The sequence below is a fragment of the Streptomyces mauvecolor genome, assembly GCF_039532965.1.
Classification (GTDB): Bacteria; Actinomycetota; Actinomycetes; order Streptomycetales; family Streptomycetaceae; genus Streptomyces; species Streptomyces violascens.
Genome location: NZ_BAAASQ010000018.1, coordinates 99,159 through 126,130 on the forward strand (window position 1 = coordinate 99,159; position 26,972 = coordinate 126,130).

Here is a 26,972-nt window from a genome sequence, read left to right on the forward strand (position 1 = left end):
GATCGTGGAAAGGTGTTCGGTGGACACGTCAGGAACCTCCGTCGTGGGTGAGCAGGTGGAGCAGGGGCGCGTCCGGTACGGGCTCGTCGCCCTCCCAGGTCCGGGCGAGCGCCCCGACCGCGCCGAGATCGCCGAGGAGCACGCCCCCGACCAGGCGGTCGCCGCGGACGACGACCTTGCGGTAGGCGCCCCGGGTCGCGTCCGCGAGATGGGCCACGTCGTCGCCGGGGCGGGGCGTGGGCTCGCCGAACGAGGCGAGGTCCAGGGGGCGCGGGCCGCCGAGCGTGAGCCGGGTCAGACCGCGTGTCCCGGAGTAGGAGCCGCGCCCGGTGGCCAGCAACGCGCCCAGCGCGTCGGCCTGTTCGAGCGCCGGCCCCGCGAGTCCGTACACCGTGCCGCGATGCTCGGCGCAGTCGCCGACGGCATGGATGTACGGGTCCGAGGTGCGCAGCTCGTCGTCGACGACCACGCCCTGGCGGACGTCGAGCCCGGCTGCCAGCGCGAGACCGGTGCGGGGGCGGACCCCGGTGGCCAGGACGACGAGTTCGGCGCCGAGCACGAATCCGTCGGCGAGTTCGACGTCGGTGCCGGCGGGACCGGTGAGGCCGCGCACCCGGCACTCGGTGTGCACCTCCACACCGAGGAGTTCGAGATGAGTGCGCACCAACGCGGAAGCGGCCACATCCAGCTGACGCTCCATCAGGTGCTCGCCCTGCTGGGCGAGGACGACCTGGGCGCCGCACTCGGCGAGCGCCCGCGCGGCCATCACGCCGAGCAGTCCGCCCCCGATGACCACCGCACGGGTCCCCTCGCGGGCCTTCTCGCGCAGCGCGAGCGCGTCGTCGAGGGTGCGGAAGGGGTGGACGCCGTCGGGGAGCCGGCCCTCACGCAGGCCCCTGAGCGGCGGCAGCACCGGGTTCGACCCGGTCGCGAGCACGAGGCGCCCGTACGGGACGGCGCTGCCGTCGTCGCAGTGCACCACGCGGGCCGCGCGGTCGATCCGCACCGCCCGCACACCGCGCCGCACCGGTATGGGGGGCAGCGAGATCACCTCGGGCCCGTACCGCCCGGCGAGCACCTCCGCGAGGAGCACCCGGTTGTACGGTGCGTGCGTTTCCTCGCCGATGACGGTCACCGGGACATGCCGGGCCAGGCGGGCACCCGCTGTGCCGCCGCCGATCACCACGATGTCCGTACTCATGTGCCCAGCGTGCGCGGCGGCTGTTACCCGTCCGCATCCCGCCGATTTCCACGGGGGAACCTTGAGCTCAGCGGGGCGGGGGGCGGGGTGTGAGGGGAGCGGTGCGAGGGGAGCCGACGCTTCGGCCCCTCCGGCGCGGGCTCGGGCGGGGCCAGAGGGCGGGGAGGGGGGTGGGGCAAACCGAACCATGAAGTTCCGTGCTGGCACGATCGAGTCGGCGGGCCGGGGGCGGGAGCCTTGACGCATGGACCTCGCACAGCGGCATTCCGCATCCACACCTGTACGCACATCTGCACAGGCGCCCGCTCCGGCTCGCCCCGTCGTGGGCCCGGCCGGCGCCGACCAGCACGCCACGCACCGCGGTGCGCCCCGCGTCGGATGGAGGGACATCCTCCGGGAGCCGTTCCGGGCCGTGACGTGGCTGCGGCTCGCCTATCTTCTGCTCGCCCTGCCCGTCGGCATTCTGTGTGTGCCGATAGCCCTGGTGGGAGGCCCGGCGGGCCGGATCCAGCGCGGGCTCGCCCGGGGGCTGCTCGGAGTGGAGGTGCCGGGCCCCGAGCGCACGGGGCCGCTCGCCCTGGCCCACGCCGTGATCAGCATGCCGCTCAACCTGATAGCGCTGACCGTGTCGGGCTACTTCTGGACGGTCGTCGTCATGAACGTGGCCTATCCGCTGCGGGGCGGCGACACGAGCCAGTCGTGGGGCGGTCCCACGATGGCCGGCGCGTGGGCGGTGCACGGCATAGGCGGCGGGCTGTCCTTCCTGCTCATCACTCCCTGGGTGATGAAGGGCTTCACCGCGCTCCAGGCCCGCCTGGTCAAGGGCTTCCTCGGCGCGGACCGCACCGGGCTCCTGAAGACCACCGGGATCGCCCTCGCCGTCGCCGCGATCTGCGCCCTCCTGTCCATACCGGTGATCCACCAGCTCTGATCAGCGCCTCTAGGGTTGTTCCTCATGCACCGCCTGCGCCTTCTGAGCTCCGTGGAGTTCCCCTACCGGCGAGACCGGCTCGGCACGATCGGCCGCGCCGCGCTCTACTCGCTCATCGCGCTGCCGCTCGCCCTGACCGGCCTGGCCCTGGTCGTTGCGGTCCTGCTGATCGGTGCGGTGCTGTCGTGGACGGCGCTGGGGCTCTGGCTCATCGCCGCGGCCGTCCGCGCGGCCCTCGTCCTCGGAGACCTCCAACGAGCCCTGGCCAAGCGCCTGTTGGGGCTTGAGATCGACCCGCCGGTGCGGGCGGAGACGAGCGGCGTCTTCGACTGGCGGCGCGCGGTGCTGGGCGGCCGGTCCGGATGGCGGGCGGTGGGCTGCGCCCTGGCGGCCCCGCTGACGGCCCTCCTGGCCCTGGGCTCCGTATACACCGGCTTTGTCCACGGAGTGCTTCTGACCCTGTATCCGGTGCTCAAGCGCTGGGACTACTTCACGATCCGGGAGCCAGACGGTTCCGTACGGCATGTGGGAATGGTGGTGGGCGGAGTGGAGCTCGACAGCTGGCCCCGCTGGCTGCTGCCCTTCGCCGCCGGGCTGCTCCTCCTGTACGCCGCACCGTGGCTGGTCCGCCATGCCCTCACCCCGCACCGGCTGCTGCTCACCGCGCTGCTCGGTCCGGACCGGGCGGACCAGCGCATCCGCACCCTGGAGGAGACTCGCGCCCAGGCCGTCGACGACGCGGCCGCCACCCTGCGCCGGATCGAGCGCGACCTCCACGACGGGACGCAGGCCCGCCTGGTGGGACTGGGCATGCACCTCACGATGATCCGTGAACTGGTGGCGGGCGGCGCCGGACAGGACCGGATCCTGAAGGTCGTCGAGACCGCGCAGGGCAATGCCAAGCAAGCCGTCGCCGACCTGCGCCATCTGGTCAAGGGCATCCACCCGCCCGTGCTCGACCAGGGGCTCGACACCGCGCTTGCCACCCTCGCGGCGGACAGCGCCCTGCCGGTCCGGGTGAGCTGCGGAATCGAGGGCAGACCGAGCCCGGCCGTGGAGTCCATCGCCTACTTCTGCACGGCGGAACTCCTGGCCAACGCGGCCAAGCACAGCGGAGCTTCGGAGGTGACGGTCACGGTGCACGGCGCGGCGAAGATGCTGCTGCTCACCGTCGAGGACAACGGGCGCGGGGGAGCGGTGGTCGGCGCGGGCAGCGGACTGGCCGGCCTGCGGGCCCGGGTCCGTACCGTCGACGGCTCCCTGACCTGCGACAGCCCACCTGGGGGGCCTACGGTGGTGAGCGTGCTGCTTCCCTTCAGGTGAGCAGCCGTCTTGAAGCCGAACACCGAGAACTCTGAACACCGAGAACAGGGCGGGTCATTCATGCGGGTCGTCATCGCCGAGGATTCCGCGATTCTGCGCGACGGGCTCGTCCAGCTCCTGGAGTTGCGCGGGGTGGAGGTGGCGGCCGCCGTGGGGGACGCGGAGGCGCTGCTCGCCGCGGTCGCCGAACACCGGCCGGACGCGGCGGTGGTGGACATCCGGCTGCCGCCGACACAGACCGACGAAGGGCTGCGGGCGGCCGTGCAGATCCGCCGTACGGCGCCGGGTACCGGGGTGCTGATCTTCTCGCAGTACGTGGAGACCAAGTACGCGGCGCAGCTCGTCGGGGACGGCGGGGCGGGCGTGGGCTATCTGCTCAAGGAACGGGTGGTGGACATCGGGGAGTTCGTGAACGCCCTGGAGCGGGTGGCGGCGGGCGGCACCGCGCTCGACCCGGAGGTGGTGGCCCAGCTGTTCGGGGCGAGCCGGCGGGCCGCCGCGCTCGACGCGCTCACCCCGCGCGAGCGGGAAGTGCTCGGGCTGATGGCGGAGGGCCGCACCAACCATGCCATCGCCGAGTCGTTCGGGGTGTCCGAGCGGGCGGTGGAGAAACACATCGCGAACATCTTCGCCAAGCTGGACCTGCCGCCCTCCGAGTCGGGCCATCGCCGGGTGCTCGCCGTACTGCGTTACCTGGACCGGCAAGGCGGCTGAGGGCGGCTGACACCCGGGTCGGGGGAAGGCCGCTTAATCGGTGGTCAGCGCATCCTCAAGGGCGCCTTAAGGATCCCGGATCCGCCTCTGACCAGGGCCTTTCGTCGGCCGCTCCGACCTAGGCTGCCGGGCGTGACGATCGAGGCCACCGACCCGCAGCTTGCCGCGTACCCAGCCCTGTCCGCCTGTCTCGCCCACCAGTCGCACTGCTCGCATCAGGCTCAACACCTGCCGTGGGGAGGCGAGTTGGCCCCCGCGCCGGGCGGCTTGCCTGCCACCGGCCCGGGCTCCGCCGGCTCGACGGCCGCCGAGGGGCACGGCGCAGCGCCCGTGGCCGTCGATGTGCGCGCGCCGCGGGTCCGGCCGGAGGCCTCGCTGCACTACCTCCTCGGCCCGTCCGACGCGTCCTTCGACCCGCTCGCGCCGCAGGCCCTGCGCAACCTCGTCCCCGACCTGGCCGAGCACGACGTCTACTTGTGCGGACCCGGTCCCATGGCCGATGCCGCGACCGCCTCGCTCATCAAGGCGGGGGTGCCCGAACAGCACATCCACACCGAGCAGTTCGGCTTCTGAACCCCGCATCGAAGCCCGCCGTCCCCACCCCGCCGAACCGAGGAAGGGCAGAGCCATGGCCCGTCACCGCAAGTGCGCCGTCCCCGTCCCGCTCGACCGCGCCCGGCGGCGGCTCGCCGCGGCGCTCACCGCCGTCAGCGCGCTCGGGGCGACGTTCCTGGCCGTCGCCGTCACCCCGGCCGCGCCGCCCGCCCCCGACCGGACCCCTGCGGCCACCACCTCAGATCTGGCTCAGGCATCCGGAAAGTAATAGACGAAGCGGCCGATCGCTCCTTAAGGTCGCCAGCATGCCCGACATATCGCTGACCATGCTCATCGTGCTGTGCCTCGCCGCGGGCGCGGCCGGGTGGATCGACGCGGTGGTCGGCGGCGGCGGACTGCTCCTGCTGCCCGCGCTGCTCCTCGGGCTGCCGCACGTCCCCGCCTCGCACATCCTCGGCACCAACAAGGCCGTCGCCATCGTCGGCACCTCGGGGGCCGCCGTGACGTATGTGCGCAAGGCGCCGGTGAAGGTGAAGACGGCGCTACGGATCGGGCTGGCGGCGCTCGCGGGCTCCATGACCGGCGCGTTCTTCGCGGCAGGCATCAGCAGCGCCGTGCTGCGCCCGGTCATCCTGGTCGTGCTGCTCGGCGTCGCCGCGTTCGTCATGTTCAAGCCCGCGTTCGGCACCGGGGCCAGTGGGCAGCCGGTCACCCGGGCCCGTACCGTCACCGCGATCGTGCTCGTCGGCGGTGGCATCGGGCTCTACGACGGGCTCTTCGGGCCCGGCACCGGGACGTTTCTCGTCCTCGCCCTCACCGCCGTGCTCCATCTCGATCTGGTGACCGCGAGCGCCACCGCCAAGATCGTGAACGTCTGCACGAATGTTGGCGCGCTCGCCATGTTCGCCTACCAAGGCAGCGTCATGTGGCAGCTGGCCGCGATCATGGCGGTGTTCAACCTCGCGGGGGGCCTGATCGGGGCGCGCATGGCTCTGCGCAAGGGGAGCGAGTTCGTGCGCGGGGTGCTGCTTGTGGTTGTTTTCTCGCTGATCGCGAAGCTGGCGTTCGATCAGTGGGGGTAGTTGCCCGCTGGGTGGTGGGGGCGGTTGTCGTTCTGCCGGGCCGCGGGTGGCTTGTTGCGCCCCCGCGGCGGAGCCGCACGATGTCACAGCCCCGCGCCCGCAAAGGCACGCGCTGCGCGCACGTGCCCGTTCGTCGGCCGCGGGCCGTGCGTGGTTGCTCGCGCAGTTCCCCGCACCTCTAAAGCCGACTTCGGCCGCGGGCCGTGGGTGGTTGCTCGCGCCCACGCGCCGGAGCCGCACCATGTCACAGGCCCGCGCCCTGGCCTCCCTCGGCTGCGGAGCCGCGCCACGTCACAGGCCCGCCACCCCCACCAAGTGGGCGAAAGCCACTACGTTGCCTCGGTAGCCCGTTTGTTGGGAGAAGCCTCCGCCGCAGGTGATCAGGCGTAGTTCCGGGCGGGCGGCGGGGCCGTACACCTTTGTGTCCGGGAATGCTTCGTTCTCGTAGACCTCGACCGCGTCGATGGCGAACACCGCGGTCCGGCCGTCCTCGCGGGTCACCTCGACCCGGCTGCCCTTCTTCAGCGCGCCCAGCGCGTAGAAGACGGCGGGGCCGCGGGAGTCGTCGACGTGGCCCGCCATCACGGCCGTGCCCCGGGCGCCCGGCGCGGTGCCGTCCTTGTACCAGCCGGCCATGTTCGTGTTCCCCGGCGGCGGCACGTCCAGGGTGTGGTCGGGGCCGAGCCCGAGCCGCATCACGGGGGCGTCGACCTGGATCGAGGGGATCTTGATCCGTACGGGTTCGGAGGGCGGCAGGCCGTTGGCGGGCGGGGTTTCGGTCACGGCCCGTCCGGCGGAACCGGAGCGGGAGTCGGCCGTGATTGCGCCCCGCTGCGACGCCGGCCCCGCCTCGAACCGCTCGGCCGCCGACGGCTGCGGAGGCTCCACGGTCTCCAAGCCCCGCTCGATCAGCCACAGGCCGGCGAACGCGGCGACCACCATCAGCCAGCCCGCGTTGCGCCGGGCGATCCGGTCCGACAAGGGCGGTCAGCCCCGGCCCTGCGCGCCGCTCGCCCGGCGACGCAGTAGCCAGGTGCTGCCCACGGCGGCCGCGGCCAGTACCGCCGCGCCTGCCGCGATCTTGGTGGTGTCGGGGCCGATGCTGCCGCCGGCACCGGTCTTCACATGACCCCGCGGGTCGTGGCCGTCCCAGGTGTTCCCGGTCTTCCCGGTGTTCCCAGTGGTCCCGGTCTTGTCGGTGACCCCGGTCTTGTCGTGCTCGCGCTGGTCATTGCCGCGCGGGTCGTTCCAGTCCCAGGATTTGTCCTGCCCCCGCCGGTCGCCCCAGTCCGGCGTCTTGTCCCTGCCGCCCTGTGGGTCGCCCGGGCCCCAGGACTTGTCCCTGCCGCCCTGCGGGTCGCCCGCGCCCCAGGACTTGTCCCTGCCCTTCTGATCGCGGTCGCCGGGTTCGGTGACGGTGAGCCGGCCGTCGACGACCTTGCCGTTCTCGCAGCTCACCCTGATGCGGAAGGAGCCGGGCGTGGCGTTCGGGGCCACCTGGAACTGCCCGGCGAGCGCCTCCTTGTGAGGGGAGCCCGACATCTGGAAGTCGCCCGCGCCCACCGTGTTCGCATCGCCTGCGGCCCGCCCCGCCGGCCCGCAGGCCGTGGTGCTCGCGGTCACCGTGGTGCCGGGCGAGGCGCTCGTGGGCCACAGCTCCAGCGACGCGGCCGGCTCGTAGGTGGCGTACGCGTGCGAAACCGCCGGACCCAGCACGGCGGCGGACGCCAGCACGGCACTGGTCAGGAGTCGGGCAGTACGCATGGATCCTCCGGGGACGCGGCAGAGCTTCTGCCTTCGACCTAAGAGGTGTACGGGCCGCTCCGCCCGTCGGCGGGGGTCGAACGAGTGACGCGGTGTGGGCCGTACGGGTGACGGTCACCCGCCCGGGATCTGCCTCAACCCGCCCCGGATCCGCCTCAGATCACATCCCAGGGCGCCTCCTCGTACGCCCGCCACACCACCTTCATCAGCTCCGCGTCGACGGCGAACTCGCGTTCGTCGATCCGGCCCACCGGGGCGATGCCGCGCGAGTTCATGATGAAGGCCGCGCTGTACGTGTCGAGCCCGGCCAGGGTCACCTCGCGGTGCGCCGACTTCAGGCCGTACGCCGCGAGCCGGGGTTCGAGCACCGCCATCGTGATGCCGAGCAGCGCGGGGCGGTTCGGCCAGACCACCGAGCCGCCGTCCCAGAACGCGACGTTGGTGATCGCACCCTCGGCGACGACACCGCCGGGGCCGGTCAGCAGGGCCTCGGTGAAGCCCTGGCGCTCCGCGAGGCGGACGTAGTAGCCCTGGGCGAAGCCGCCGAGGTGCTTGAGGTGGGCGACCGGGCGCTCGTACGGCACGGAGAGCAGCGACTGGGCGGTGGACGGCATGTCGACCGGCTCGTTCACGACGACCATCGGCGTGGGCGCGTCGGCCGGCCCGTACACATAGACCCGCACCGCCGCGTCGGACCGGCCGCAGGCTTCGAGTGCCTGCCTCGTCAGGGAGCGGATCCGTTCGCCGTCGAGGCCGGGGCCGAACAACTCGCGGGTGGCCCGGTCCAGGCGGGTCAGGTGGTGGGCGAGGCCGCGGACCCGTCCGTCGCGCACCTGCATGGCCGTGAAGTGGCCGTAGCCGCCGGTCAGCGCGGGGACGAGCAGGTTCTCGGCATCGGCGGGGCGGCCGTCGATCTCGACGTACGGAAGTGTCATGGCCCTCAAGATAGTTCGCCGCCGGGACGCGCTTGACCTCAAGCAGGCTTGAGGTTGAATCCTTTTCGGCATGGACATCACCACAGCCGAGCCGGCTGCTTCTTCCGCTCTGAAGGTCACCGTCGTCGTCGCCTCCAACCGTGAGGGCCGGTTCGCGCCGGTCGTCGCCGACTGGTTCCTCGCCCGGGCCCGCGAGCACCAGGGCCTCGACATCGAGGTGCTCGACCTCGCCGAGGCCGAGCTGCCGACCACCATTTCCCACAATCCGTCGCCCGCCGTGGCGGCCCAACTCGCCGTCATCTCACCGAAGCTGGCGGACGCCGACGCCTTTGTCGTGATCACCCCCGAGTACAACCACTCCTTCCCCGCCTCGCTGAAGAACCTGATCGACTGGCACTACGTCCAGTGGCAGGCCAAGCCCGTCGGCTTCGTCTCGTACGGCGGGATCTCCGGCGGCCTGCGGGCGGTCGAGCAACTGCGGCAGGTCTTCGCCGAGATGCACGCCGTCACCGTGCGGGACACCGTCAGCTTCCATCAGGCACACGGTCTCTTCGACGAGGACGGCGAGCACCGCGAGCCCTCGCAGGCCGACGCGGCCGTGAAGAAGATGCTCGACCAGGTCGCGTGGTGGGCGCACGCGCTGCGGGACGCGAAGGGGATACGTCCGTACGAGGGCTGAGGGGCAGTGATGGGCGGTCGGAATCTGTCAGTCGACCATCGCCGGCTGTCAGCTGACAGCTGACAGCTGATCGCCGTCGGCCGACCGCCCGTCCCTCAACCCCGACCTCACCCTCCCGGCAGCGAAACCACCGCCACCGCGCCCCCGTCCTCCGCGTTCCGCAGTGCCACCTCCGCGCCGATGACCTGGGCCTGGCCCAGGGCGATGGTGAGGCCGAGGCCCGTGCCCTGGCCGCGTTCCTCGGCGCCGGTCACGAAGCGCTGGGGGCCGTCCCTCAGGAGGCGCCCGGGGAAGCCGGGCCCGTGGTCGCGCACGCTGACCGAGGTGCCGGCCACCGTCACCTCGACCGGCTCGGCGCCGTGCCGCCGGGCATTGGCGATCAGGTTGGCGAGGATCCGCTCCAGACGGCGCGCATCGGTGCGTACGAGCGTGTCCGCGCCGCCGGGGTCATCAGGCACCCGCTCGGGTCGCGCCAACTCCACCGCCAGACCGCACCGTTGGAGGATGCCTTCCACGGTGCGGTCGAGCGGGAGCACCTCCAGGTGGGGTTCCTCCGCGTTCGCGTCGAGCCGGGCGACCTCCAGGAGGTCCTCGGTCAGGGTGCGCAGGGCCGAGACCCGGTCGCGTACCAGCTCGGTCGGGCGGCTCGGGGGCAGCAGCTCGGCGGCCGTGTGCAGCCCGGTCAGCGGGGTGCGCAGCTCGTGCGCCACGTCCGCCGTGAAGCGCTGCTCGGCCTCCAGGCGGCGCTGCAGCGACGCGGCCATCGTGTCGACCGCGCAGGCCAGCTCGGCCACCTCGTCCTGGCGGCCGACGGGTGCCGACTGGCCGATCCGGGCGTCGAGTTCGCCCCGGCTGATCCGGCGCGCGGTCGCCGCGGCCGTACGCAGTTCACGGCTCAGCCTGCTGGCGAGCCCCGCGCCGCCGAGCGCCGCGAGCCCGACCACGACCGCGCCCCAGGCCACCAACTGGCCGTCCAGTTCCTGGAGTTCGTCCACCATGGCGTCCAAGGGCTGCCGCACCGAGAGCACCCGGTCGCCCACCGGCCGCGCGGCCCACACCGCCGGGTGCGGCCCGTCCAGGTCCAGGAAGGTGCTCCGCCTGCCGTCATGGGCGGACTTCCGCAGCGGTGCGGGAAGGTCCGGGTGGTCGAGCGCGGCCTCGGTGTCGCCGCGGTCGACCTGGCCGGTCAGCTCGTACAGCTGGCGTACGCGGACGAGCTGCGCGGTCGCGGACTCGCGGGCCGTCGAGGCGATCTGCGCGGCGCGCGACTGATGGATGAGCAGACCGATGGTGACGGCCACCAGGGCGCAGCCCGCCGCGAGCAGTGCGGCGATCTTCCAGCGCAGACTCAGGCCCTGGGGCAGGCAGCGGGTGCGGGCGAGCAGGGCGCGGCACCGGCGCCGCGCGGCGCGCGTCACGAGGCACCCTGCCCGGTGAGCGAGCCGCTCGTCCACGTCTTCGCCGACCCGCCCGTCGTGGCAGGTCCGCCGGACTTCGCGGGTCCCGGTGTCGTGCGCGGCCCGGGGGTCTCCCGGGTCTCCGGATCGTCCGTGGTGTCCTTCGTGTCGCGGCCCTTGGGGGCGATGTCCTTGTACGTCTTGACGTCACTCACGGGGGAGAGGCGGGCCCCGTCCCAGCGGTAGCGGACCGCCTGCTCGGCGCCGTCGTCCGCGGCGCCGCGCGTCACCAGATCGGTGCCGACGGCCTCCACCGCGAGGCGGGTGCCGACGGTGTAAAGGACGGGGACGACCCGGCCGTCGCGGACCGTGTAGACGATGACGACCGTGCGCCGGGTCTCCAGATCCGCCGCGACGATCAGTTCGGGCGAGCCGTCCTGGCCGGTCAGGTCGTGGAGGACCGGCGGGCGGATGCCCGCCTGCCCCGGGCGGTCGATCATCGGCAGCCGGACGAGGGACTTGGCGCGCGGGTCGGCCTTCAGGATCGCCATCGGGTCCATGCCGCGCAGCCCCTCCTTCGGCACCTTCAGCGATGCGGGGAGCGGGACCGGCGGCTCCCCCCGGCCGGACGCCATCACGCCGTCGCGCCGCGTCTCGCTCTCGTACCAGGCGGGCCACAGCTCCTGCGGCCTCGGCTGGAGGGCGACCGCGGAGGCCTGTCCGCCCTCCACCAGGCCGGACCGCGAGCCGCAGCCGGACAGGGCGAGCACCACCGCGGCGATGCCGAAGGCGGCGATGCCCGCGATGGCGGCGGCACGGAGAATCCGGAAGGTCTGGATCATGGTGGGGTGGCGGGGTAGGGAAGGCGGCCGGGACACCGGTCCGCCCCATCGACACTAGGAGCGGATCATCACGGAAACCGGGACACCATGTAACAGCCGTGCGTACGCTCCGCACCGGCCGGCAGGTTCGGGACCTAGGACTCTGCCGGACGACTCTTGCCATCCCGGCCGGACCCGGCCGCACCACCGAGGGAGGACGCCGTGACATCGGCCGATCGGCTGACCGCACAGAGCACGACCGCGCAGGCCATGGCCGTGCAGACCACGACCGACAGCGCCGACAAGGCGGCGGCGCTCGCCCGCGGCGCGGTGGAGGCCCGCCTCGCCGCCTGCGCGCAGATCGTGGGCCCCGTCACCTCCGTCTACCACTGGGCGGGCGGCATCGAGACGACGCAGGAATGGCAGGTCCTCTTCAAGACCACAGCCGCCCGCTACGCCGAACTCGAACGCCACCTCCTGGCGGCCCACGACTACGAGACCCCCGAGATCATCGCGACCCCGGTGGTGGCCGGCGCTCCGGCGTACCTGTCCTGGATCACGGCCGAGACGACCCGCCGATGACCCCCGCCGCCGAGCCGCCGCTCCCCTTCTTCGTGTACGGCACGCTCCGCCCCGGCGAGCGCTACTACCGGCGCTTCCTGCAGGGCCGCACGGTCTCCGAGCGCCCGGCGCTGCTCAGCGGCGCCCTCCTGTACGACGGCCCCGGCTACCCGTACGCCATAGCCGGGGACGGCACCATCACCGGCACCCTCATCGAGGTCGCGCCCGCCGACCACCCCGAAATCCTCGCCGCACTGGACGAGCTGGAGGAGTACGTCGGCCCCGGTCACCCCCGCAACCTCTACGACCGGCTGGTGCGCGAGGCGCTGGTGGACGGCCGGCCCGTACGGGCGTGGACCTATCTCGCCGCGCCCCGCCTGGCCCGCGAGCTGATCGCGGGCGGCACCCCGATCCCCGGCGGCGACTGGCTCACGTGGCAGGCCCGGCCCGCTCCACCCGTACCGCGCACGCCTTGAACTCGGGCATCTTCGAGACCGGGTCGAGCGCCGGGTTCGTCAGGTTGTTGGCCCGGCCCTCGCCCGCCCAGTGGAACGGCATGAACACGGTGTCCGAGCGGATCGCGCCGGTCACCCGGGCCGGGGCGGTGGCCCGGCCGCGCCGCGAGGTCACCGTCACCGCGTCGCCGTCGCCCACCCCGATCCGGCCGGCGAGCAGCGGATGCATCTCGACGTACGCGCCGGGCGCGGCCGCGTTGAGCTCCGGCACCCGCCGGGTCTGCGCGCCCGACTGGTACTGGGCGAGCACCCGGCCCGTCGTGAGCACCACCGGATAGTCCGCGTCGGTCTCCTCGTCCGGCTCGCGGTGGGCGACCTCCACGAAACGCGCCCGCCCGTCCTCGGTCGCGAACCGGTCGAGGAACAGCCGGGGCGTACCCGGATGCCCCACCTCGGGACACGGCCAGAACACCCCGTCCTCGGCCTCGATCCGGGCATAGCTGATGCCCGAATAGTCCGCGGCGCCGCCCGCCGACGCGAGCCGCAGCTCCTCGAACACCTCCTCGGGATCGACCGGGAACCCCTTGGCCGCCGACTCCGAACCGAGCATCTCCGCAAGGGAGTTGAGGACTTCGAGATCGCTGCGTACGTGCTCCGGAGGGGGGAGCGCGGCCCGCCGCAGCAGCACCCGGCCCTCCAGATTGGTCATGGTCCCGGTCTCCTCCGCCCACTGCGTCACCGGAAGCACCACGTCCGCGAGCTCGGCGGTCTCCGAAAGCACCACGTCCGCGACCACGAGGAAGTCCAGCGCGCGCAGCCTGCCCTCGATGTGCGCCGCGCGCGGCGCCGACACCACCGGGTTCGAACCCATCACGAGCAGCGCCTTCACCTCACCGCCCAGCGCGTCGAGCAGCTCGTACGCGCTGCGCCCCGGCCCCGGCAGCGCGTCCGCCTCGACGCCCCACACCCCGGCGACATGGGCGCGCGCCGCGGGGTCGGTCAGCTTGCGGTAGCCGGGCAGCTGGTCGGCCTTCTGGCCGTGTTCGCGGCCGCCCTGGCCGTTGCCCTGGCCGGTGAGGCAGCCGTATCCGGACAGCGGGCGGCCCGCCCGGCCCGTCGCGAGACAGAAGTTGATCCACGCGCCGACCGTGTCGGTGCCCTTGGAGTGCTGCTCGGCGCCGCGCGCGGTCAGCACCATCCCGTCCGGCGCGTCGCAGAACATGGCCACGGCGGCGCGGAGATGGGGCACCGGAACGCCGGTTATCTTCTCCACCAGCTCGGGCCAGTGGGCCATCACCGCGGCCCGCGCCGCCTCCCACCCCGATGTGCGCTCCCGTATGAACTCCTCGTCGGCGCGCCCCTGGGCCACCACCAGGTGCAGCAGGCCGAGGGCGAGGGCGAGGTCGGTGCCGGGGCGAGGGGCGAGATGCAGATCGGCCTGCTCGGCGGTCTTCGTGCGGCGCGGGTCGACGACGATCAACTTGCCGCCGTTCTCCCGCAGTTCCCGCAGATAGCGCACCGCGGGAGGCATCGTCTCGGCCAGGTTCGACCCCGCCAGGATCACGCATCCGGTCCGCGCCACGTCCGCCAGCGGGAACGGCAGCCCCCGGTCGACACCGAACGCCCGCTGGTGCGCGGCCGCCGCCGACGACATGCAGAACCGCCCGTTGTAGTCGATCTGCGACGTGCCGAGCACGACCCGCGCGAACTTCCCCAGCGCGTACGCCTTCTCGTTCGTCAGCCCACCGCCGCCGAACACCCCGACCGCGTCGGCCCCGTACCCCTGGCGTACGGAGCCGAGCCGCTCGGCCACGAGGTCCAGGGCCTCCTCCCAGGTGGCCGGTTCGAGCAGGCCGGTGCCGGGGCGCCGGACGAGCGGCTCGGTCAGTCTCAGGCCCCGGGAGAGCAGCGCGGGCGCGGAACTCCCCTTGCCGCACAGCGCGCCCCGGTTCACGGGAAAGTCCCGCGCCACGACATCGAGCCCGCCGTCCGCCCCGGGCGCGGCCCGCAGCCCCATGCCGCACTGGAGCGAGCAGTACGGGCAGTGCGTGGGGGTGACGGCGGCGGGCACGGGCGCATCTGTGAGCATGCCCTCCAGGCTGCTACCGGCGTGTTACGCCTGGGCCCGTGCGCGGGTTACGCGGACGGGGCGGGGGGCTCATTCCGGGCACGGGGTGGTGGTGAGGAGGGGGGCGGTCCGCGGGAAGGCGGCCGGGATCCGTCAGCTGATATCTGTCATCCGCCATCTGTCATCCCCTGTCCGGCGTCCGGCATCCGTCAGCCGCCGGCGGTCAGCCCGCCAGCGCTCTGGCGACGCCCGGCTCCTTGGGGCCGAGGAACGTCGGGTCCGGCTGGAACACCACGTCGAGGACGGCCTTGCCCGCGGCGAACACCTCGCGCGTGCCACCGTAGTACCAGGTCGCATCGTGCACGGCGTCCACGCCGACTCCGTAGGACCGCACGCCCGCGGCCTCGCACAGCGCCACCGCGCGCCGGATGTGGAAGCCCTGGCTGACCAGGACGGCCCGGTCGACGCCGAAGATCTTCTTGGCCCGTACGCACGAATCCCAGGTGTCGAACCCCGCGAAGTCGCTGACCACGCTCTTGTCCGGCACTCCGTGCTGGACGAGATAGCCGCGCATCGCGTCGGGCTCGTCGTAGGAGGGCCGGCCGTTGTCGCCGGTGACCAGGACCGCCTTCACCTTGCCCGCCCGGTACAACTCCACGGCCGCGTCGAGCCGGTGGGCGAGGTACGGCGAGGGCTTGCCGTCCCACAGCCCGGCCCCGAACACCACGGCCACCCCGGACGCCGGGGCGTCGGCCACCGTGCCGATGCGGCCGCTCGTGGTCGCATACATCCAGGTGGCGGGCGCGAGCCCGAGCACGCACGCGGCGACGACGCCCTGCACGAGGCGGCGCCGGCCCGCGCGGGTGCGCGGCAGACGCGGTCGCTTCAGTCGGATGCGCGGCACGTGGTCCCCCTGGAGAGCTGCGTACTGGTGATCTTCGTCGGTGTACGAGGGGATGGACGTGCCGGGCGCGGAACCGGTTCGCCGCCGGGCGGGCTCCGTACAGCTCTGTGACATGGCCGCGGCCATTGCGCGCTCGTCGGCCCCGTCCCTCCCGCGAGGTGTTCGTCCGCGAGGCGCCGCACCTGGTCGGCCAGGTCCCGCCGACCGGGCTCCCGCAGGCCGCAGCCCCGGCGAGCCGCGTGATGTCGGCGGGCCGGTGCCCCGTGACGGCGGTCGGCGCGCCGATCCGAGCGAAGCCGCGTTCCAGCAGGCCACGCGCGGTGTCGGGGCGGCCCCGCAGGACGGCCTTGACGGCGGCCACGCCGTTGGCGAGGGCGCTCGCGGCGAGAGACCGGTCGGCGTCGCGGGCGGCCGCGGCATTCCGCCCGCACGCGTCGTCCAGGCCCGCCACGCCGCCCGCACGTCCAGGTCGAGCCGCCAGAAGAGCGGGATTTCAGCGAAGGAGGCGAAGCCTGCCCGCGGCCCCCTTCCACGGGGGCCCCGCCCGCGCCCGGACCGCACCCCGCCCCCGCCGCCCCCGTGAGGCCATGGAAAACACCCGTCACCGCCGCGCAACGACCCGGCAACGTGCGCCCGGCAGGATCGGTGCATGACGGAGCCGGAGACGAGCCACCTCTTTCCGCACAGCCACCTCTCGCAGCACAGCCAGCCCTCCACCCCGCTGCCGGGCCGGCCCCTTCCGCTCGACAGCACCGCGCAGCTCCTCACCCGCATCACGGCCCAACTGGGCAGCCAGCTCAGCCACGTACGACTGAACGGAACCCGCACCTCCATGACGCCCACCGCCCGCCCCGCCCTCGTCGCCGTCGCGCACGGCAGCCGCGATCCCGGCGCGCTGCGGACGGTCGGCGCCCTGCTGGAACGGGTCCGCGAGCTGCGGCCGGGCCTCGACGTCCGGCTCGGCCACATCGAGCTGAACCACCCCCTGCTGCCCGACACCCTGGCCGGCCTGGAGGGAGAAGCCGTCGTGGTGCCGCTGCTGCTCGGCCGCGGCCACCACGTCAAGCACGACATTCCGCAGGCCCTCGCCACGGCGGGCCGGCACCTGAGCGCCCGCGTCGCGGCCCCGCTCGGCCCGCATCCGCTGCTCGTCGAGGCGCTGTACGAGCGGCTCGTCGAAGCGGGCTGGCACCTCGACGCCCGCACCGTGCACGGCACCGGGGTCGTGCTCGCCGCCGCCGGATCGCGCGACCCCGACTCGGCCGCCGACACCCGCCGCACCGCGATGCTGCTGAGCGAGCGCCTCGGCGGGGTGCCGGTGCTGCCCGCCTACGCCTCCGTCCCCAAGCTCTCAACTCCGTTCGAGCGGGGGAGACCCCATTCGCCCACCGTGCCCGAGGCGCTGCGCGCCCTCGCCGCGCGCGGCAGGCACCGGGTCGCGGTCGCCTCGTACTTCACCGCTCCGGGACGTTTCGCGGCCGAAAGCGCGGCAAAGGCGCCGTGGATCGCGGCCGCCCCCATGGGGGCGCATCCGGCCATGGCCAGGCTCGTACTGCACCGCTACGAAGAGGCGTTGACGCACACGCCGGCGACGGCGCGTGACGCCGAACCCGCTCCCCTCCGCGCCTGCGCACTCGCCCCCACGCTCGCATCCGCCCTCGCATCCGCCTGAGGCGAACCCCGCTCCGAACAGGTCTCCACCGTGTCCGCGTATGGCGAGCCTCGACGCCCCCTTGAGCCCACTTGTCAGTGACTCCGTTTACTGTCGGTGCATGGAGTTCTATGCCGAGGCCGACACCGAACGCTGGGCCGCCGAGCCCGACAAGCGGCCCGGCCGCACCGCCTTCCAGCGCGACCGGGCGCGCGTGCTGCACTCGGGGGCGCTGCGCCGCCTGTCCGGCAAGACGCAGGTCGTCACCCCGGGCTCGCGGAGCCAGGTCTGGGACGCCAGCCCGCGCACCCGGCTCACGCACTCGCTGGAGTGCGCCCAGGTGGGCCGCGAGCTGGGCGCGGCGCTCGGCTGCGACCCCGACCTCGTCGAAGCCGCCTGCCTCGCCCACGACATGGGCCACCCGCCGTTCGGGCACAACGGCGAGCAGGCGCTGAACGACTTCGCGAAGGACATCGGCGGCTTCGAGGGCAACGCCCAGTCGCTGCGCCTGCTGACCCGGCTCGAACCGAAGCGCTTCGTACGCTCCTCGGTGACGGGCGAGCCGGTCAGCGTCGGCCTCAACCTCACCCGGGCCGCCCTGGACGCGGCCACCAAGTACCCCTGGGCGCGCGGCGGTCACCCCACCGACCCGGCCTCGGTGAAGTTCGGGGTGTACGAGGACGACCTGCCGGTCTTCGCCTGGGTCAGGGAGGGCGCCACGCCCTACCGCAAGTGCTTCGAGGCCCAGGTCATGGACTGGTCGGACGACGTGGCGTACTCGGTGCACGACTTCGAGGACGGCCTGCATGCGGGCCACATCGACCCCAACGCGCTCTTCTCCGAGGCCGAGCGGTCCGACATCTGGCGCGTCGCGATCGGCCGGTACGTGCCGGCCGACACCGATCCGCAGGAGCTGGCCGAGGCCCTGGAGCGGCTCATCGAGCAGGACTGGTGGCCGCACGGGTACGACGGCACGGCGGTCTCCCAGGCCCGCCTCAAGGACGCCACCAGCCAGCTCATCGGCCGGTTCTGCCTGGCCGCCGAGAGCGCGACGCGCGCCGCGTTCGGCACCGGGCACCTCATGCGGTACGGAGCGGAGCTGGTCGTGCCCCGCGAGGCCCGCAACGAATGCGCCGTCCTGAAGGCGGTGGCCGACCGCTACGTCATGCAGCGTGACGAGCAGGAGCGACTCCGCGCCGACCAGCGCGTCGTCCTCGCCGAGCTCGCCGAGGCGCTGACCGCGCGCGCCCCCTCCGACGGGCTCGACCCGCAGTTCCGGGCGCTGTACGACGAGGCGGGCGACGACCGTACGAAGAAGCGGGTGATCGTCGACCAGATCGCCTCGCTCACCGACGCGGCAGCCCGCTCGCTTCACTCCAGACTCACCGTGCACCACCGGTAATCCCAGCCGCCGCCGCGTCCCAACGGAGCAAGCCCTCTTCCCCCATCACGCTCCGTGCGGGACGCTCGCAGGTGGCGGCGCCGCGCAGCAAGCACCGAGGAGGCATCAAGTGGTCGACGCAGATCGGACATTCGTCATTGTCGGAGGCGGTCTCGCGGGGGCGAAAGCCGCCGAGACCCTCCGGTCCGAGGGTTTCAACGGGCGGGTGATCCTCATCGGCGACGAGCGCGAGCACCCCTACGAACGGCCGCCCCTGTCCAAGGGGTTCCTGGCCGGCAAGGAGGAGCGCGACAGCGTCTTCGTGCACGAGCCCGCCTGGTACGCGCAGAACGACATCGAGCTGCACCTGGGCCAGATCGTCACCACCATCGACCGCGGCGCGAAGACGGTCCGGCTCGGCGACGGCACCGTGATCCAGTACGACCGGCTGCTGCTCGCCACCGGCGCCGAGCCGCGCCGTCTGGACATCCCCGGCACCGACCTGGCGGGCGTCCACCACCTGCGCCGCCTGGCCCACTCCGAGCGGCTGAAGCACGTCCTGAAGGCGCTCGGCCGAGACAACGGCCACCTCGTCATCTCGGGCGCCGGCTGGATCGGCCTGGAGGTCGCGGCCGCCGCCCGCGGGTACGGCGCCGAGGTCACCGTCGTCGAGCCCGAGGCAACCCCCCTGCACAACGTGATCGGCCCCGAGCTCGGCCAGCTCTTCGCCGATCTGCACGCCGAGCACGGCGTCCGCTTCCACTTCGGGGTCCGCCTCACCGAGATCGTCGGCCAGGACGGCATGGTGCTCGCCGCCCGCACCGACGACGGCGAGGAACACCCGGCGCACGACGTGCTCGCCGCGATCGGCGCCGCCCCGCGCACCTCGCTCGCCGAGAACGCGGGCCTGGCCATGGCGGACCGGGCGCACGGCGGCGGCATCGCGGTGGACGCCTCGCTGCGCACCTCGGACCCGGACATCTACGCGGCGGGCGACGTGGCCGCCGTCCACCACCCGCTGCTCGGCACCCGGCTGCGCGTCGAGCACTGGGCGAACGCGCTGAACGGCGGCCCGGCCGCAGCCCGCGCGATGCTGGACCAGGACGTCAGCTACGACCGCGTCCCGTACTTCTTCTCCGACCAGTACGACCTCGGGCTCGAATACTCGGGGTGGGCGCCGCCGGGCTCGTACGACCAGGTGGTGATCCGGGGGGACACGGGAAAGCGCGAGTTCATCGCGTTCTGGCTCAAGGAGCGCCGGGTCCTGGCCGGGATGAACGTGAACGTGTGGGATGTCACAGAGCCGATCCAGGCCCTGATCCGGGGCGGGGCCCAGGTGGACACCGAGGCGCTGGCGGATCCGGCCGTAGCCCTCGGCTCCCTCGCACCCTGAGTGTCGTACCGTCCCCGTAGACTTCATGCGTGGCAGGCAGGATCAACGATGACGACGTGAAGGCGGTGCGGGACGCGGTCCCGATCGACGCCGTCGTGTCCGAGTACCTCCAGCTGAGGAACGCCGGGGGAGGCAACCTCAAGGGCCTGTGCCCCTTCCATGACGAGAAGTCCCCGTCCTTCCAGGTCAGCCCGAGCAAGGGTCTCTTCCACTGCTTCGGCTGCCAGGAAGGCGGCGACACGATCGCCTTCATCCGGAAGATCGACCACCTGTCGTTCTCCGAGGCGGTCGAGCGGCTCGCCGCCAAGGCGGGCATCACGCTGCGCTACGAAGAGGGCGGCTACAACCCCTCGCACCAGCGCGGCGAGCGCATCCGCCTGGTCGAGGCGCACCAGGCGGCCGCCCAGTTCTACATCGAGCAGCTCGGCAGCCCCGAGGCCGAGATCGGCCGCAAGTTCCTCGCCGAGCGCGGCTTCGACCAGGCCGCGGCCGCCCACTTCGGCGTCGGCTACAGCCCGGCGGGCTGGGACCATCTGACGCGTTTCCTGCGCGGCAAGGGCTTCAGCGACAAGGAGCTCCTGACGTCGGGCCTCGCCCAGGAGAGCCGCCGCAACCCCATCGACCGCTTCCGCGGCCGCCTGATGTGGCCGATCCGGGACGTGTCCGGAGAGGTCGTCGGCTTCGGCGCCCGCAAGCTGCGCGACGACGACAACGGGCCGAAGTACCTGAACACCCCCGAGACGCCGATCTACAAGAAGTCGCAGGTCCTGTACGGCATCGACCTGGCGAAGAAGGACATCGCCAAGTCCAGTCGCGCGGTGGTCGTCGAGGGCTACACCGACGTCATGGCCTGCCACCTGGCCGGCGTCACGACCGCCATCGCGACGTGTGGCACGGCGTTCGGCGGCGACCACATCAAGATCCTGCGCCGCCTCCTGATGGACAACGGCTCGGCCCGCGTGATCTTCACCTTCGACGGCGACGCGGCCGGCCAGAAGGCGGCCCTGCGTGCCTTCGAGGACGACCAGAAGTTCGCCGCCGAGACGTACATCGCGATCGCCCCCGACAACATGGACCCGTGCGACCTGCGCCTGGCCAAGGGTGACGAGGCGGTCGCGGACCTGGTCCAGCCCCGCACCCCGCTCTTCGAGTTCGCGATCCGCCAGATCGTGGGGCGCTACGACCTGGAGACCCCGGCGGGCCGGGCCGCGGCCCTCGACGAGGCGGCCCCCATCGTCGCCCGCATCAAGAACGTCGCGTCCCAGCACGAGGTCGCCGTCCAACTCGCCGGAATCCTCGGCATCCTGGACACCCAGTTCGTCGTGAAGCGCGTCGCCCAGCTCGCCCGCTGGGCCCGCGACCGCGGCGGCAAGGGCCCCGCGCCCGCGCAGCACCGCCGCCAGCAGTACGAGATGGCCGCCCCCCGGTCCGCCGCCCCGGGGCCGGCTCTGAACCTGCGCAGCCCGGCCCACCGCACCGAACGCGAGCTCCTCAAGCTGGCGCTGCAGCACCCGCACCTGGTCTCCCCGGCGTTCGACGCGTACGGCGTCGACGAGTTCACCGCGCCGCCCTACGCGGCGGTCCGCCAGTGCATCCAGGAGGCGGGCGGCGCCACCGACGCGCCTTCCGACTACCTCCCGGCCGTCATGGACGCCGCCCCCAACGACGTGGTGCGCGCCCTGGTCACCGAGCTCGCCGTGGAGGCCGTCCACGCGCGCACGGTCGACGAGGCGTACGCGGGCGAGCAGCTGGTGGCCGTCCGCCGCCGCGCCGTCGACCGCCGCCTCCTCGACATCCAGGGCACCCTGGCGCGCCTTGGCCAGAACGGCGACCCGGCCCAACTGGCCGCAGTCCAGAACGAGTTGTGGGTCCTCCAGCAGTACGGCCAGGCCCTGCGCAACAAGGGCGCGGCGGCCCTTTGAGCCTCGTCGGCACCCTTGTGGACCCCGGCCGCCCTTAACCGGGGCCGTCCTGGGTAGGTGTCCAGGAGAAGGCCTTCGTCCCAACTACCGGCGTCCGGCTGGGCGTTCGCGGTCCGGCAGGCCCGTGGGCGCGTCCGCGGTGGCATATCCGTCCGGGTAACCACCCGGTCACACACCGGCTTCAAAAAGTCACCGCACGCCCGTCGCGGCGACCATGTGTCGTACCCCACACTGGGTTGCGGTGCCTGAGTCCTCGGAGCGCGGCCGGCCCACCCTCGGGGGTGGGCGCCTCACCCCCGCGGATCCGCTCATCGTGTACGGGACGGAAAGCGGCCCGGCCGCCCCCGTCCCGCTGCCGCACGCCCCCGATCCGGCAGCGATCACCCTGGAGGTCGCCCCCGTGCAGACCCAGACCCTGACCGACAACGACGTCGTCACGGCCGTACCGCCGCAGTCCCGGGCCGTACACCACCCGGAGGCGGATCCGTCCGGCCCGGAGTCCGGCCCCGCGCCCGGACAGGCCGCCGAGGAAGAGGCCCCCGAGCCACCCGACCCGCACCCGGGCAGGGTGGATACCGGCGGCCCGTCCTCCGATCTCTTCCGCCAGTACCTGCGCGAGATCGGCCGCATCCCGCTGCTCACCGCGGCCGAGGAGGTCGAGCTCGCCCGGCGCGTGGAAGCCGGCCTGTTCGCCGAGGAGAAGCTGGCGAGCACCCCCGACCCGGACTCCCAACTCGCCGTGGATCTCGACAAGTTGGTCGTCATGGGCCGGATGGCGAAACGCCGTCTCATCGAGGCGAACCTGCGTCTGGTGGTCTCCGTCGCCAAGCGGTACGTCGGCCGCGGGCTCACCATGCTCGACCTCGTCCAGGAGGGAAACCTCGGACTGATCAGGGCGGTCGAGAAGTTCGACTACGCGCGTGGCTACAAGTTCTCGACGTACGCGACCTGGTGGATCCGCCAGGCCATGTCGCGGGCGCTCGCCGACCAGGCCCGCACCATCCGCGTCCCCGTCCATGTCGTCGAGCTCATCAACCGCGTGGTGCGCGTCCAGCGCCGGATGCTCCAGGAACGCGGCTACGAGCCGACCCCGGACGAGGTCGCCGCGCACCTCGACCTGACCCCGGAGCGGGTCGGCGAAGTCCTCCGCCTGGCCCAGGAACCGGTCTCGCTGCACGCGCCGGTGGGGGAGGAGGACGACGTCGCGCTCGGCGACCTCATCGAGGACGGCGACGCCGCGTCCCCCGTCGAATCCGCCGCGTTCCTGCTGCTCCGCGAGCATCTGGAGGCCGTGCTCTCCACGCTCGGCGAGCGCGAACGCAAAGTCGTCCAGTTGCGCTACGGGCTCGCCGACGGGCGGCCGCGCACGCTGGAGGAGATAGGGCGGATCTTCGGCGTGACGCGCGAGCGGATCCGGCAGATCGAGTCGAAGACGCTGAACAAACTCCGCGATCACGCATTCGCGGACCAGCTGCGGGGATATCTGGACTGACGAAGGGCCGGTACGGATCGCCTCCCGTACCGGCCCCAACTGCCCTGCTGGTCAGTCGACCTCCGCCACCGCCTGCGCGAACTGGGCCGCGTACAGCCGCGCGTACGCGCCTTCCGCCGCCAGCAGCTCGTCGTGCGTGCCCTGTTCGACGATCGAGCCGTTCTCCATCACCAGGATCACGTCCGCGTCGCGGATCGTGGAGAGCCGGTGCGCGATGACGAACGACGTGCGCCCGTGGGCGAGCCGCGCCATCGCCTTCTGGATCAGCACCTCGGTACGGGTGTCGACCGAGCTCGTCGCCTCGTCGAGGACCAGGATCACGGGGTCGGACAGGAACGCCCGCGCGATGGTGATGAGCTGCTTCTCGCCCGCGCTGACCCCGGTGCCCTCGTCGTCGATGACGGTGTCGTAGCCCTCGGGCAGGGTGCGGATGAAGCGGTCCGCGTGGGCCGCCTTCGCCGCCTCCTCGATCTCCTCGCGGGTGACCTCCTTGGCGGCGCCGTACGCGATGTTGTCGGCGATGGAGCCGCCGAACAGCCAGGTGTCCTGGAGCACCATGCCGATCCCGGAGCGCAGTTCCTCGCGGGTCATCTTCGCCGCGTCGACCCCGTCCAGGGTGATGCGGCCGCCGGTGACCTCGTAGAACCGCATGAGCAGGTTGACGAGCGTGGTCTTGCCGGCGCCCGTCGGGCCGACGATCGCGACCGTGTGCCCGGGCTCCACCGTCAGCGAGAGGTCCTCGATGAGCGGCTTCTCCGGCTCGTACCGGAAGGACACGTTCTCCAGCGCGACCGCGCCGCGCAGCACCTCGGGGCGCTCGGGAGAGGCCGTGTCGGAGGCCTGCTCCTCGGCGTCGAGCAGCTCGAAGATCCGCTCGGCCGAGGCGACCCCGGACTGCACCAGGTTCGCCATGGAGGCGACCTGGGTCAGCGGCATCGAGAACTGCCGCGAGTACTGGATGAACGCCTGCACGTCACCGATGGACAGCGAGCCCGTCGCGACCCGCAGCCCGCCGACGACCGCCACCAGGACGTAGTTCAGGTTGGACACGAACATCATCAGCGGCTGCATGACGCCGCTGTTGAACTGCGCCTTGAACGACGCCTCGTACAGCGCGTCGTTCTGCTCGGCGAACGCGTCCGCCGACTCCTGCTGCCGGCCGAACACCTTCACCAGGGCGTGCCCGGTGTACATCTCCTCGATGTGCGCGTTCAGCTTGCCGGTCGACTTCCACTGCTGGACGAACTGCGGCTGCGACCGCTTGCCGACCTTCGTCGCCACGACCACCGACAGGGGCACAGTGATCAGCGCCACCAGCGCGAGCAGCGGCGAGATCCAGAACATCATCACCAGGACGCCGACGATGGTGAGCAGCGAGTTGATGAGCTGGCCCATCGTCTGCTGCATCGTCTGCGAGATGTTGTCGATGTCGTTGGTCGCGCGGCTGAGCACCTCGCCGCGCTTGGCCTTGTCGAAGTACGACAGCGGAAGCCGCGACAGCTTCGTCTGGATGTCCTCGCGCAGCCGGAACACGGTCTTGTTGATGGCCCGGTTGGCGAGCCGGGTCGCCACCAGCATCGCGAGGCCGGCGCCCACGTACACCGCGAGAGCCGCGAGCAGGACGTTGCCGACCGCGCCGAAGTCGATGCTGCCGCCGGGGGTGAAGTCCACGCCCGAGAGCATGTCCGCGAGGCCGCCCTGGCCCTTGTGCCGCAGCGCCTCCAGGGCCTGCGCCTTGCTCATCCCGTCCGGGAACCGCGGGCCGACCACACCGGCGAAGACGAGGTCGGTCGCCCGGCCGAGGATCTTCGGTCCGACCACCGAGAGGCCGACGCTGACCACGACCGCGAGCAGCATCACGCTCAGGATGGCCTTCTCCGGCGCCAGCCGTTTGACCAGCCGTTTTCCGGATTCCTTGAAATTCAGGGACCGCTGATCAGGGCCGCCGCCCATCATCATGCGTCCACCGGGCCCGCTCATGCCGCCTCAGCCTCCGTCAGCTGGGAGAGCACGATCTCCCGGTACGTCTCGTTGTCGGCCATCAGCTCGTGATGGCGGCCGGTCCCGACGACCCGTCCCTCGTCGAGGACGATGATCCGGTCGGCGTCCCGGATGGTGGAGACCCGCTGGGCGACGATCACGACCGTGGCTTCGGCGGTCTCGCGGCCGAGCGCGGAGCGCAGCGCCGCGTCGGTGGCGTAGTCGAGCGCCGAGAAGGAGTCGTCGAAGAGGTAGATCTCCGGGCGCTGCACCAGGGTGCGCGCGATGGCGAGCCGTTGGCGCTGACCGCCGGACACGTTCGTGCCGCCCTGCGCGATCGGCGCGTCGAGGCCGCCCTCCAGCTTGCCGACGAACTCCTTGGCCTGGGCCACTTCGAGCGCGTGCCAGAGTTCTTCGTCGCTCGCGTCGGGGTTGCCGTAGCGCAGATTGGTGGCCACGGTCCCGCTGAACAGGTACGGCTTCTGGGGCACGAGGGAGACGGTCTTGGCGAGCAGGACCGGGTCGAGGGTGCGCACGTCCTCGCCGTCGACGAGCACCTGTCCGTCGGTCGCGTCCATGAGCCGCGGCACGAGCCCGAGCAGGGTCGACTTGCCGCTTCCGGTGGAGCCGATGATCGCGGTGGTCTCGCCGGGCCGGGCCGTCAGCTCGACGCCCCGCAGCACGGCGGCCTCCGCGCCGGGGTACTTGAAGTCGGCGCCCCGCACTTCGAGATGGCCGTGCCGGCGCAGTTCGCGCACCGGGCTCTTGGGCGGCACCACGCTGGTGTCGGTCCCGAGGACCTCCTCGATGCGCTCGGCGCAGACCTCGGCGCGCGGCACCATCATGAACATGAAGGTGGCCATCATGACGGCCATCACGATCTGCATGAGGTACGCCAGGAACGCGGTGAGCTGGCCGATCTGCATGTCGCCGCTGTCGATGCGGTGCGCGCCGAACCAGACGACCGCGACCGAGGAGACGTTCACGACGGTCATGACGGTCGGGAACATCAGCGCCATCAGGCGGCCGGTGGCCAGGGAGACGTCGGTGAGCTCGGTGTTGGCGCCCTTGAAGCGGTCCTGCTCGTACTCGTCGCGTACGAAGGCCCGGATCACGCGGTTGCCGGTGATCTGCTCGCGCAGCACCCGGTTCACCGTGTCGAGGCGGGTCTGCATGGTGCGGAACAGCGGCCGCATCTTGCGCACGATCAGCGAGACCGCGATGCCGAGGACGGGAACGACGGCGAGGAGCACCGCGGAGAGCGGAACGTCCTGGCCGAGCGCCATGATGATGCCGCCGACGCACATGATCGGCGCGGACACCATCAGGGTGAACGCCATGAGCACCAGCATCTGGACCTGCTGGACGTCATTGGTGGTGCGGGTGATCAGGGACGGCGCCCCGAAGTGCCCGACCTCGCGGGCCGAGAAGGACTGCACCCGCGCGAAGACGGCGGCCCGGACGTCGCGTCCGAGGGCCGCCGCGGTCCGGGCACCGTAGAAGACGGCACCGATGTTGCAGAACACCTGGACGAGGCTGACGGCGATCATGATGCCGCCGTGTCCCAGGATGTAACCCGTGTCCCCGTTCACGACACCGTTGTCAATGATGTTCGCATTGAGGGTGGGCAGATAAAGGGTGGCGCTGGTCTGCAGCAGTTGCAGCAGGACCAGCAGGGCTATCGGTTTCTTGTACGGCCCTAGATGGGACCGCAGGAGTCGTATGAGCACGCGCAGGCTCTCCGGTCGGCAAGATCGGGGGGT

Annotated in this window: 24 protein-coding genes; 14 read left to right on the plus strand and 10 right to left on the minus strand. The window is 72.3% G+C overall.

The genetic code is table 11. From position 1 onward, the window contains the following. Window positions 1-28: 28 nt before the first annotated feature. Entirely contained in the window at window positions 29-1,201 is a 1,173-nt protein-coding gene (locus ABD346_RS23450; protein WP_344377408.1) for an NAD(P)/FAD-dependent oxidoreductase, read from the minus strand. 412 nt (window positions 1,202-1,613) lie between these two features. Between ABD346_RS23450 and ABD346_RS23455 the strand changes: the two genes are divergently transcribed. The 6 genes from ABD346_RS23455 to ABD346_RS23480 all read left to right on the plus strand — a co-directional run bounded on the left by ABD346_RS23455 (window position 1,614) and on the right by ABD346_RS23480 (window position 5,806). After that, on the plus strand, window positions 1,614-2,132 hold the full coding sequence (locus ABD346_RS23455) for a sensor domain-containing protein (RefSeq protein ID WP_344377409.1): 519 nt from the start codon (window positions 1,614-1,616) through the stop codon (window positions 2,130-2,132). Window positions 2,133-2,156: 24 nt separating this feature from the next. Beyond that, window positions 2,157-3,455, plus strand: coding sequence for a sensor histidine kinase (locus tag ABD346_RS23460; RefSeq protein WP_344377411.1), 1,299 nt, complete (start codon window positions 2,157-2,159; stop codon window positions 3,453-3,455). 60 nt (window positions 3,456-3,515) lie between these two features. Further along, complete coding sequence (locus ABD346_RS23465) at window positions 3,516-4,169, plus strand: LuxR C-terminal-related transcriptional regulator (protein ID WP_344377412.1); 654 nt, start codon at window positions 3,516-3,518, stop codon at window positions 4,167-4,169. Between the two features lie 132 nt (window positions 4,170-4,301). Continuing rightward, the gene (locus ABD346_RS23470; RefSeq protein WP_344377413.1) at window positions 4,302-4,742 is read left to right on the plus strand and encodes a hypothetical protein; all 441 of its coding nucleotides are present in this window, start codon (window positions 4,302-4,304) and stop codon (window positions 4,740-4,742) included. A 55-nt stretch (window positions 4,743-4,797) separates the two neighbouring features. Further along, window positions 4,798-4,992, plus strand: coding sequence for a hypothetical protein (locus tag ABD346_RS23475; RefSeq protein ID WP_344377414.1), 195 nt, complete (start codon window positions 4,798-4,800; stop codon window positions 4,990-4,992). A 37-nt stretch (window positions 4,993-5,029) separates the two neighbouring features. Beyond that, the gene (locus tag ABD346_RS23480) at window positions 5,030-5,806 is read left to right on the plus strand and encodes a sulfite exporter TauE/SafE family protein (protein WP_344377415.1); all 777 of its coding nucleotides are present in this window, start codon (window positions 5,030-5,032) and stop codon (window positions 5,804-5,806) included. A gap of 291 nt (window positions 5,807-6,097) precedes the next feature. Here the strand turns inward: ABD346_RS23480 and ABD346_RS23485 are convergent, their stop codons facing one another. The 3 genes from ABD346_RS23485 to ABD346_RS23495 form a co-directional block, all read right to left on the minus strand. Next, entirely contained in the window at window positions 6,098-6,748 is a 651-nt protein-coding gene (locus ABD346_RS23485; protein WP_381226942.1) for a class F sortase, read from the minus strand. A 45-nt stretch (window positions 6,749-6,793) separates the two neighbouring features. Further along, a complete protein-coding gene (locus tag ABD346_RS23490) occupies window positions 6,794-7,570 on the minus strand; it encodes a hypothetical protein (RefSeq protein WP_344377716.1) in 777 nt (258 codons plus the stop codon). Between the two features lie 155 nt (window positions 7,571-7,725). Then, entirely contained in the window at window positions 7,726-8,505 is a 780-nt protein-coding gene (locus ABD346_RS23495; RefSeq protein WP_344377416.1) for an aminotransferase class IV, read from the minus strand. A 70-nt stretch (window positions 8,506-8,575) separates the two neighbouring features. Here ABD346_RS23495 and ABD346_RS23500 point away from each other — a divergent pair, with 70 nt between their 5' ends. Further along, window positions 8,576-9,184: an NADPH-dependent FMN reductase gene (locus ABD346_RS23500; protein WP_344377417.1), complete on the plus strand. Its 609-nt coding sequence runs from the start codon at window positions 8,576-8,578 to the stop codon at window positions 9,182-9,184. A gap of 107 nt (window positions 9,185-9,291) precedes the next feature. On the opposite strand, the gene ABD346_RS23505 is transcribed toward ABD346_RS23500, so the two are convergent. Together ABD346_RS23505 and ABD346_RS23510 are read right to left on the minus strand one after the other, a co-directional pair. After that, window positions 9,292-10,602, minus strand: coding sequence for an ATP-binding protein (locus ABD346_RS23505; protein ID WP_344377418.1), 1,311 nt, complete (start codon window positions 10,600-10,602; stop codon window positions 9,292-9,294). Next, window positions 10,599-11,423 carry a hypothetical protein gene (locus ABD346_RS23510; protein WP_344377420.1) on the minus strand — a complete coding sequence of 275 codons (825 nt, stop codon included), beginning with the start codon at window positions 11,421-11,423 and terminating at the stop codon, window positions 10,599-10,601. The genes ABD346_RS23505 and ABD346_RS23510 overlap by 4 nt, the downstream gene beginning before the upstream one ends. 249 nt (window positions 11,424-11,672) lie before the next feature. Here ABD346_RS23510 and cutA point away from each other — a divergent pair, with 249 nt between their 5' ends. Together cutA and ABD346_RS23520 are read left to right on the plus strand one after the other, a co-directional pair. Next, on the plus strand, window positions 11,673-11,984 hold the full coding sequence (cutA, locus tag ABD346_RS23515) for a divalent-cation tolerance protein CutA (protein WP_344377693.1): 312 nt from the start codon (window positions 11,673-11,675) through the stop codon (window positions 11,982-11,984). Then, entirely contained in the window at window positions 11,981-12,439 is a 459-nt protein-coding gene (locus tag ABD346_RS23520; protein WP_344377421.1) for a gamma-glutamylcyclotransferase family protein, read from the plus strand. The genes cutA and ABD346_RS23520 overlap by 4 nt, the downstream gene beginning before the upstream one ends. Here the strand turns inward: ABD346_RS23520 and ABD346_RS23525 are convergent. After that, complete coding sequence (locus ABD346_RS23525) at window positions 12,393-14,507, minus strand: molybdopterin oxidoreductase family protein (protein WP_344377422.1); 2,115 nt, start codon at window positions 14,505-14,507, stop codon at window positions 12,393-12,395. The genes ABD346_RS23520 and ABD346_RS23525 overlap by 47 nt on opposite strands. 202 nt (window positions 14,508-14,709) lie before the next feature. Further along, window positions 14,710-15,390, minus strand: a complete 681-nt coding sequence (locus tag ABD346_RS23530; protein WP_344377423.1) for a SanA/YdcF family protein — start codon at window positions 15,388-15,390, stop codon at window positions 14,710-14,712. A gap of 649 nt (window positions 15,391-16,039) precedes the next feature. On the opposite strand from ABD346_RS23530, the gene ABD346_RS23535 reads away from it, so the two are divergent. From ABD346_RS23535 to ABD346_RS23555, 5 genes are all read left to right on the plus strand, one after another. Then, complete coding sequence (locus ABD346_RS23535) at window positions 16,040-17,062, plus strand: sirohydrochlorin chelatase (protein WP_344377424.1); 1,023 nt, start codon at window positions 16,040-16,042, stop codon at window positions 17,060-17,062. Window positions 17,063-17,162: 100 nt separating this feature from the next. Beyond that, a complete protein-coding gene (locus ABD346_RS23540; protein ID WP_344377426.1) occupies window positions 17,163-18,443 on the plus strand; it encodes a deoxyguanosinetriphosphate triphosphohydrolase in 1,281 nt (426 codons plus the stop codon). Window positions 18,444-18,552: 109 nt separating this feature from the next. Next, window positions 18,553-19,815 carry an NAD(P)/FAD-dependent oxidoreductase gene (locus ABD346_RS23545; RefSeq protein ID WP_344377427.1) on the plus strand — a complete coding sequence of 421 codons (1,263 nt, stop codon included), beginning with the start codon at window positions 18,553-18,555 and terminating at the stop codon, window positions 19,813-19,815. 29 nt (window positions 19,816-19,844) lie between these two features. Further along, window positions 19,845-21,737 carry a DNA primase gene (gene dnaG, locus ABD346_RS23550; protein WP_344377430.1) on the plus strand — a complete coding sequence of 631 codons (1,893 nt, stop codon included), beginning with the start codon at window positions 19,845-19,847 and terminating at the stop codon, window positions 21,735-21,737. Between the two features lie 241 nt (window positions 21,738-21,978). Continuing rightward, a complete protein-coding gene (locus ABD346_RS23555) occupies window positions 21,979-23,229 on the plus strand; it encodes an RNA polymerase sigma factor (protein ID WP_344377431.1) in 1,251 nt (416 codons plus the stop codon). Between the two features lie 51 nt (window positions 23,230-23,280). On the opposite strand, the gene ABD346_RS23560 is transcribed toward ABD346_RS23555, so the two are convergent. Next, the gene (locus tag ABD346_RS23560) at window positions 23,281-25,209 is read right to left on the minus strand and encodes an ABC transporter ATP-binding protein (RefSeq protein WP_344377433.1); all 1,929 of its coding nucleotides are present in this window, start codon (window positions 25,207-25,209) and stop codon (window positions 23,281-23,283) included. Continuing rightward, window positions 25,206-26,939, minus strand: coding sequence for an ABC transporter ATP-binding protein (locus ABD346_RS23565; RefSeq protein ID WP_344377434.1), 1,734 nt, complete (start codon window positions 26,937-26,939; stop codon window positions 25,206-25,208). Before ABD346_RS23565 ends, ABD346_RS23560 begins: the two co-directional genes overlap by 4 nt. Window positions 26,940-26,972: the final 33 nt, after the last annotated feature.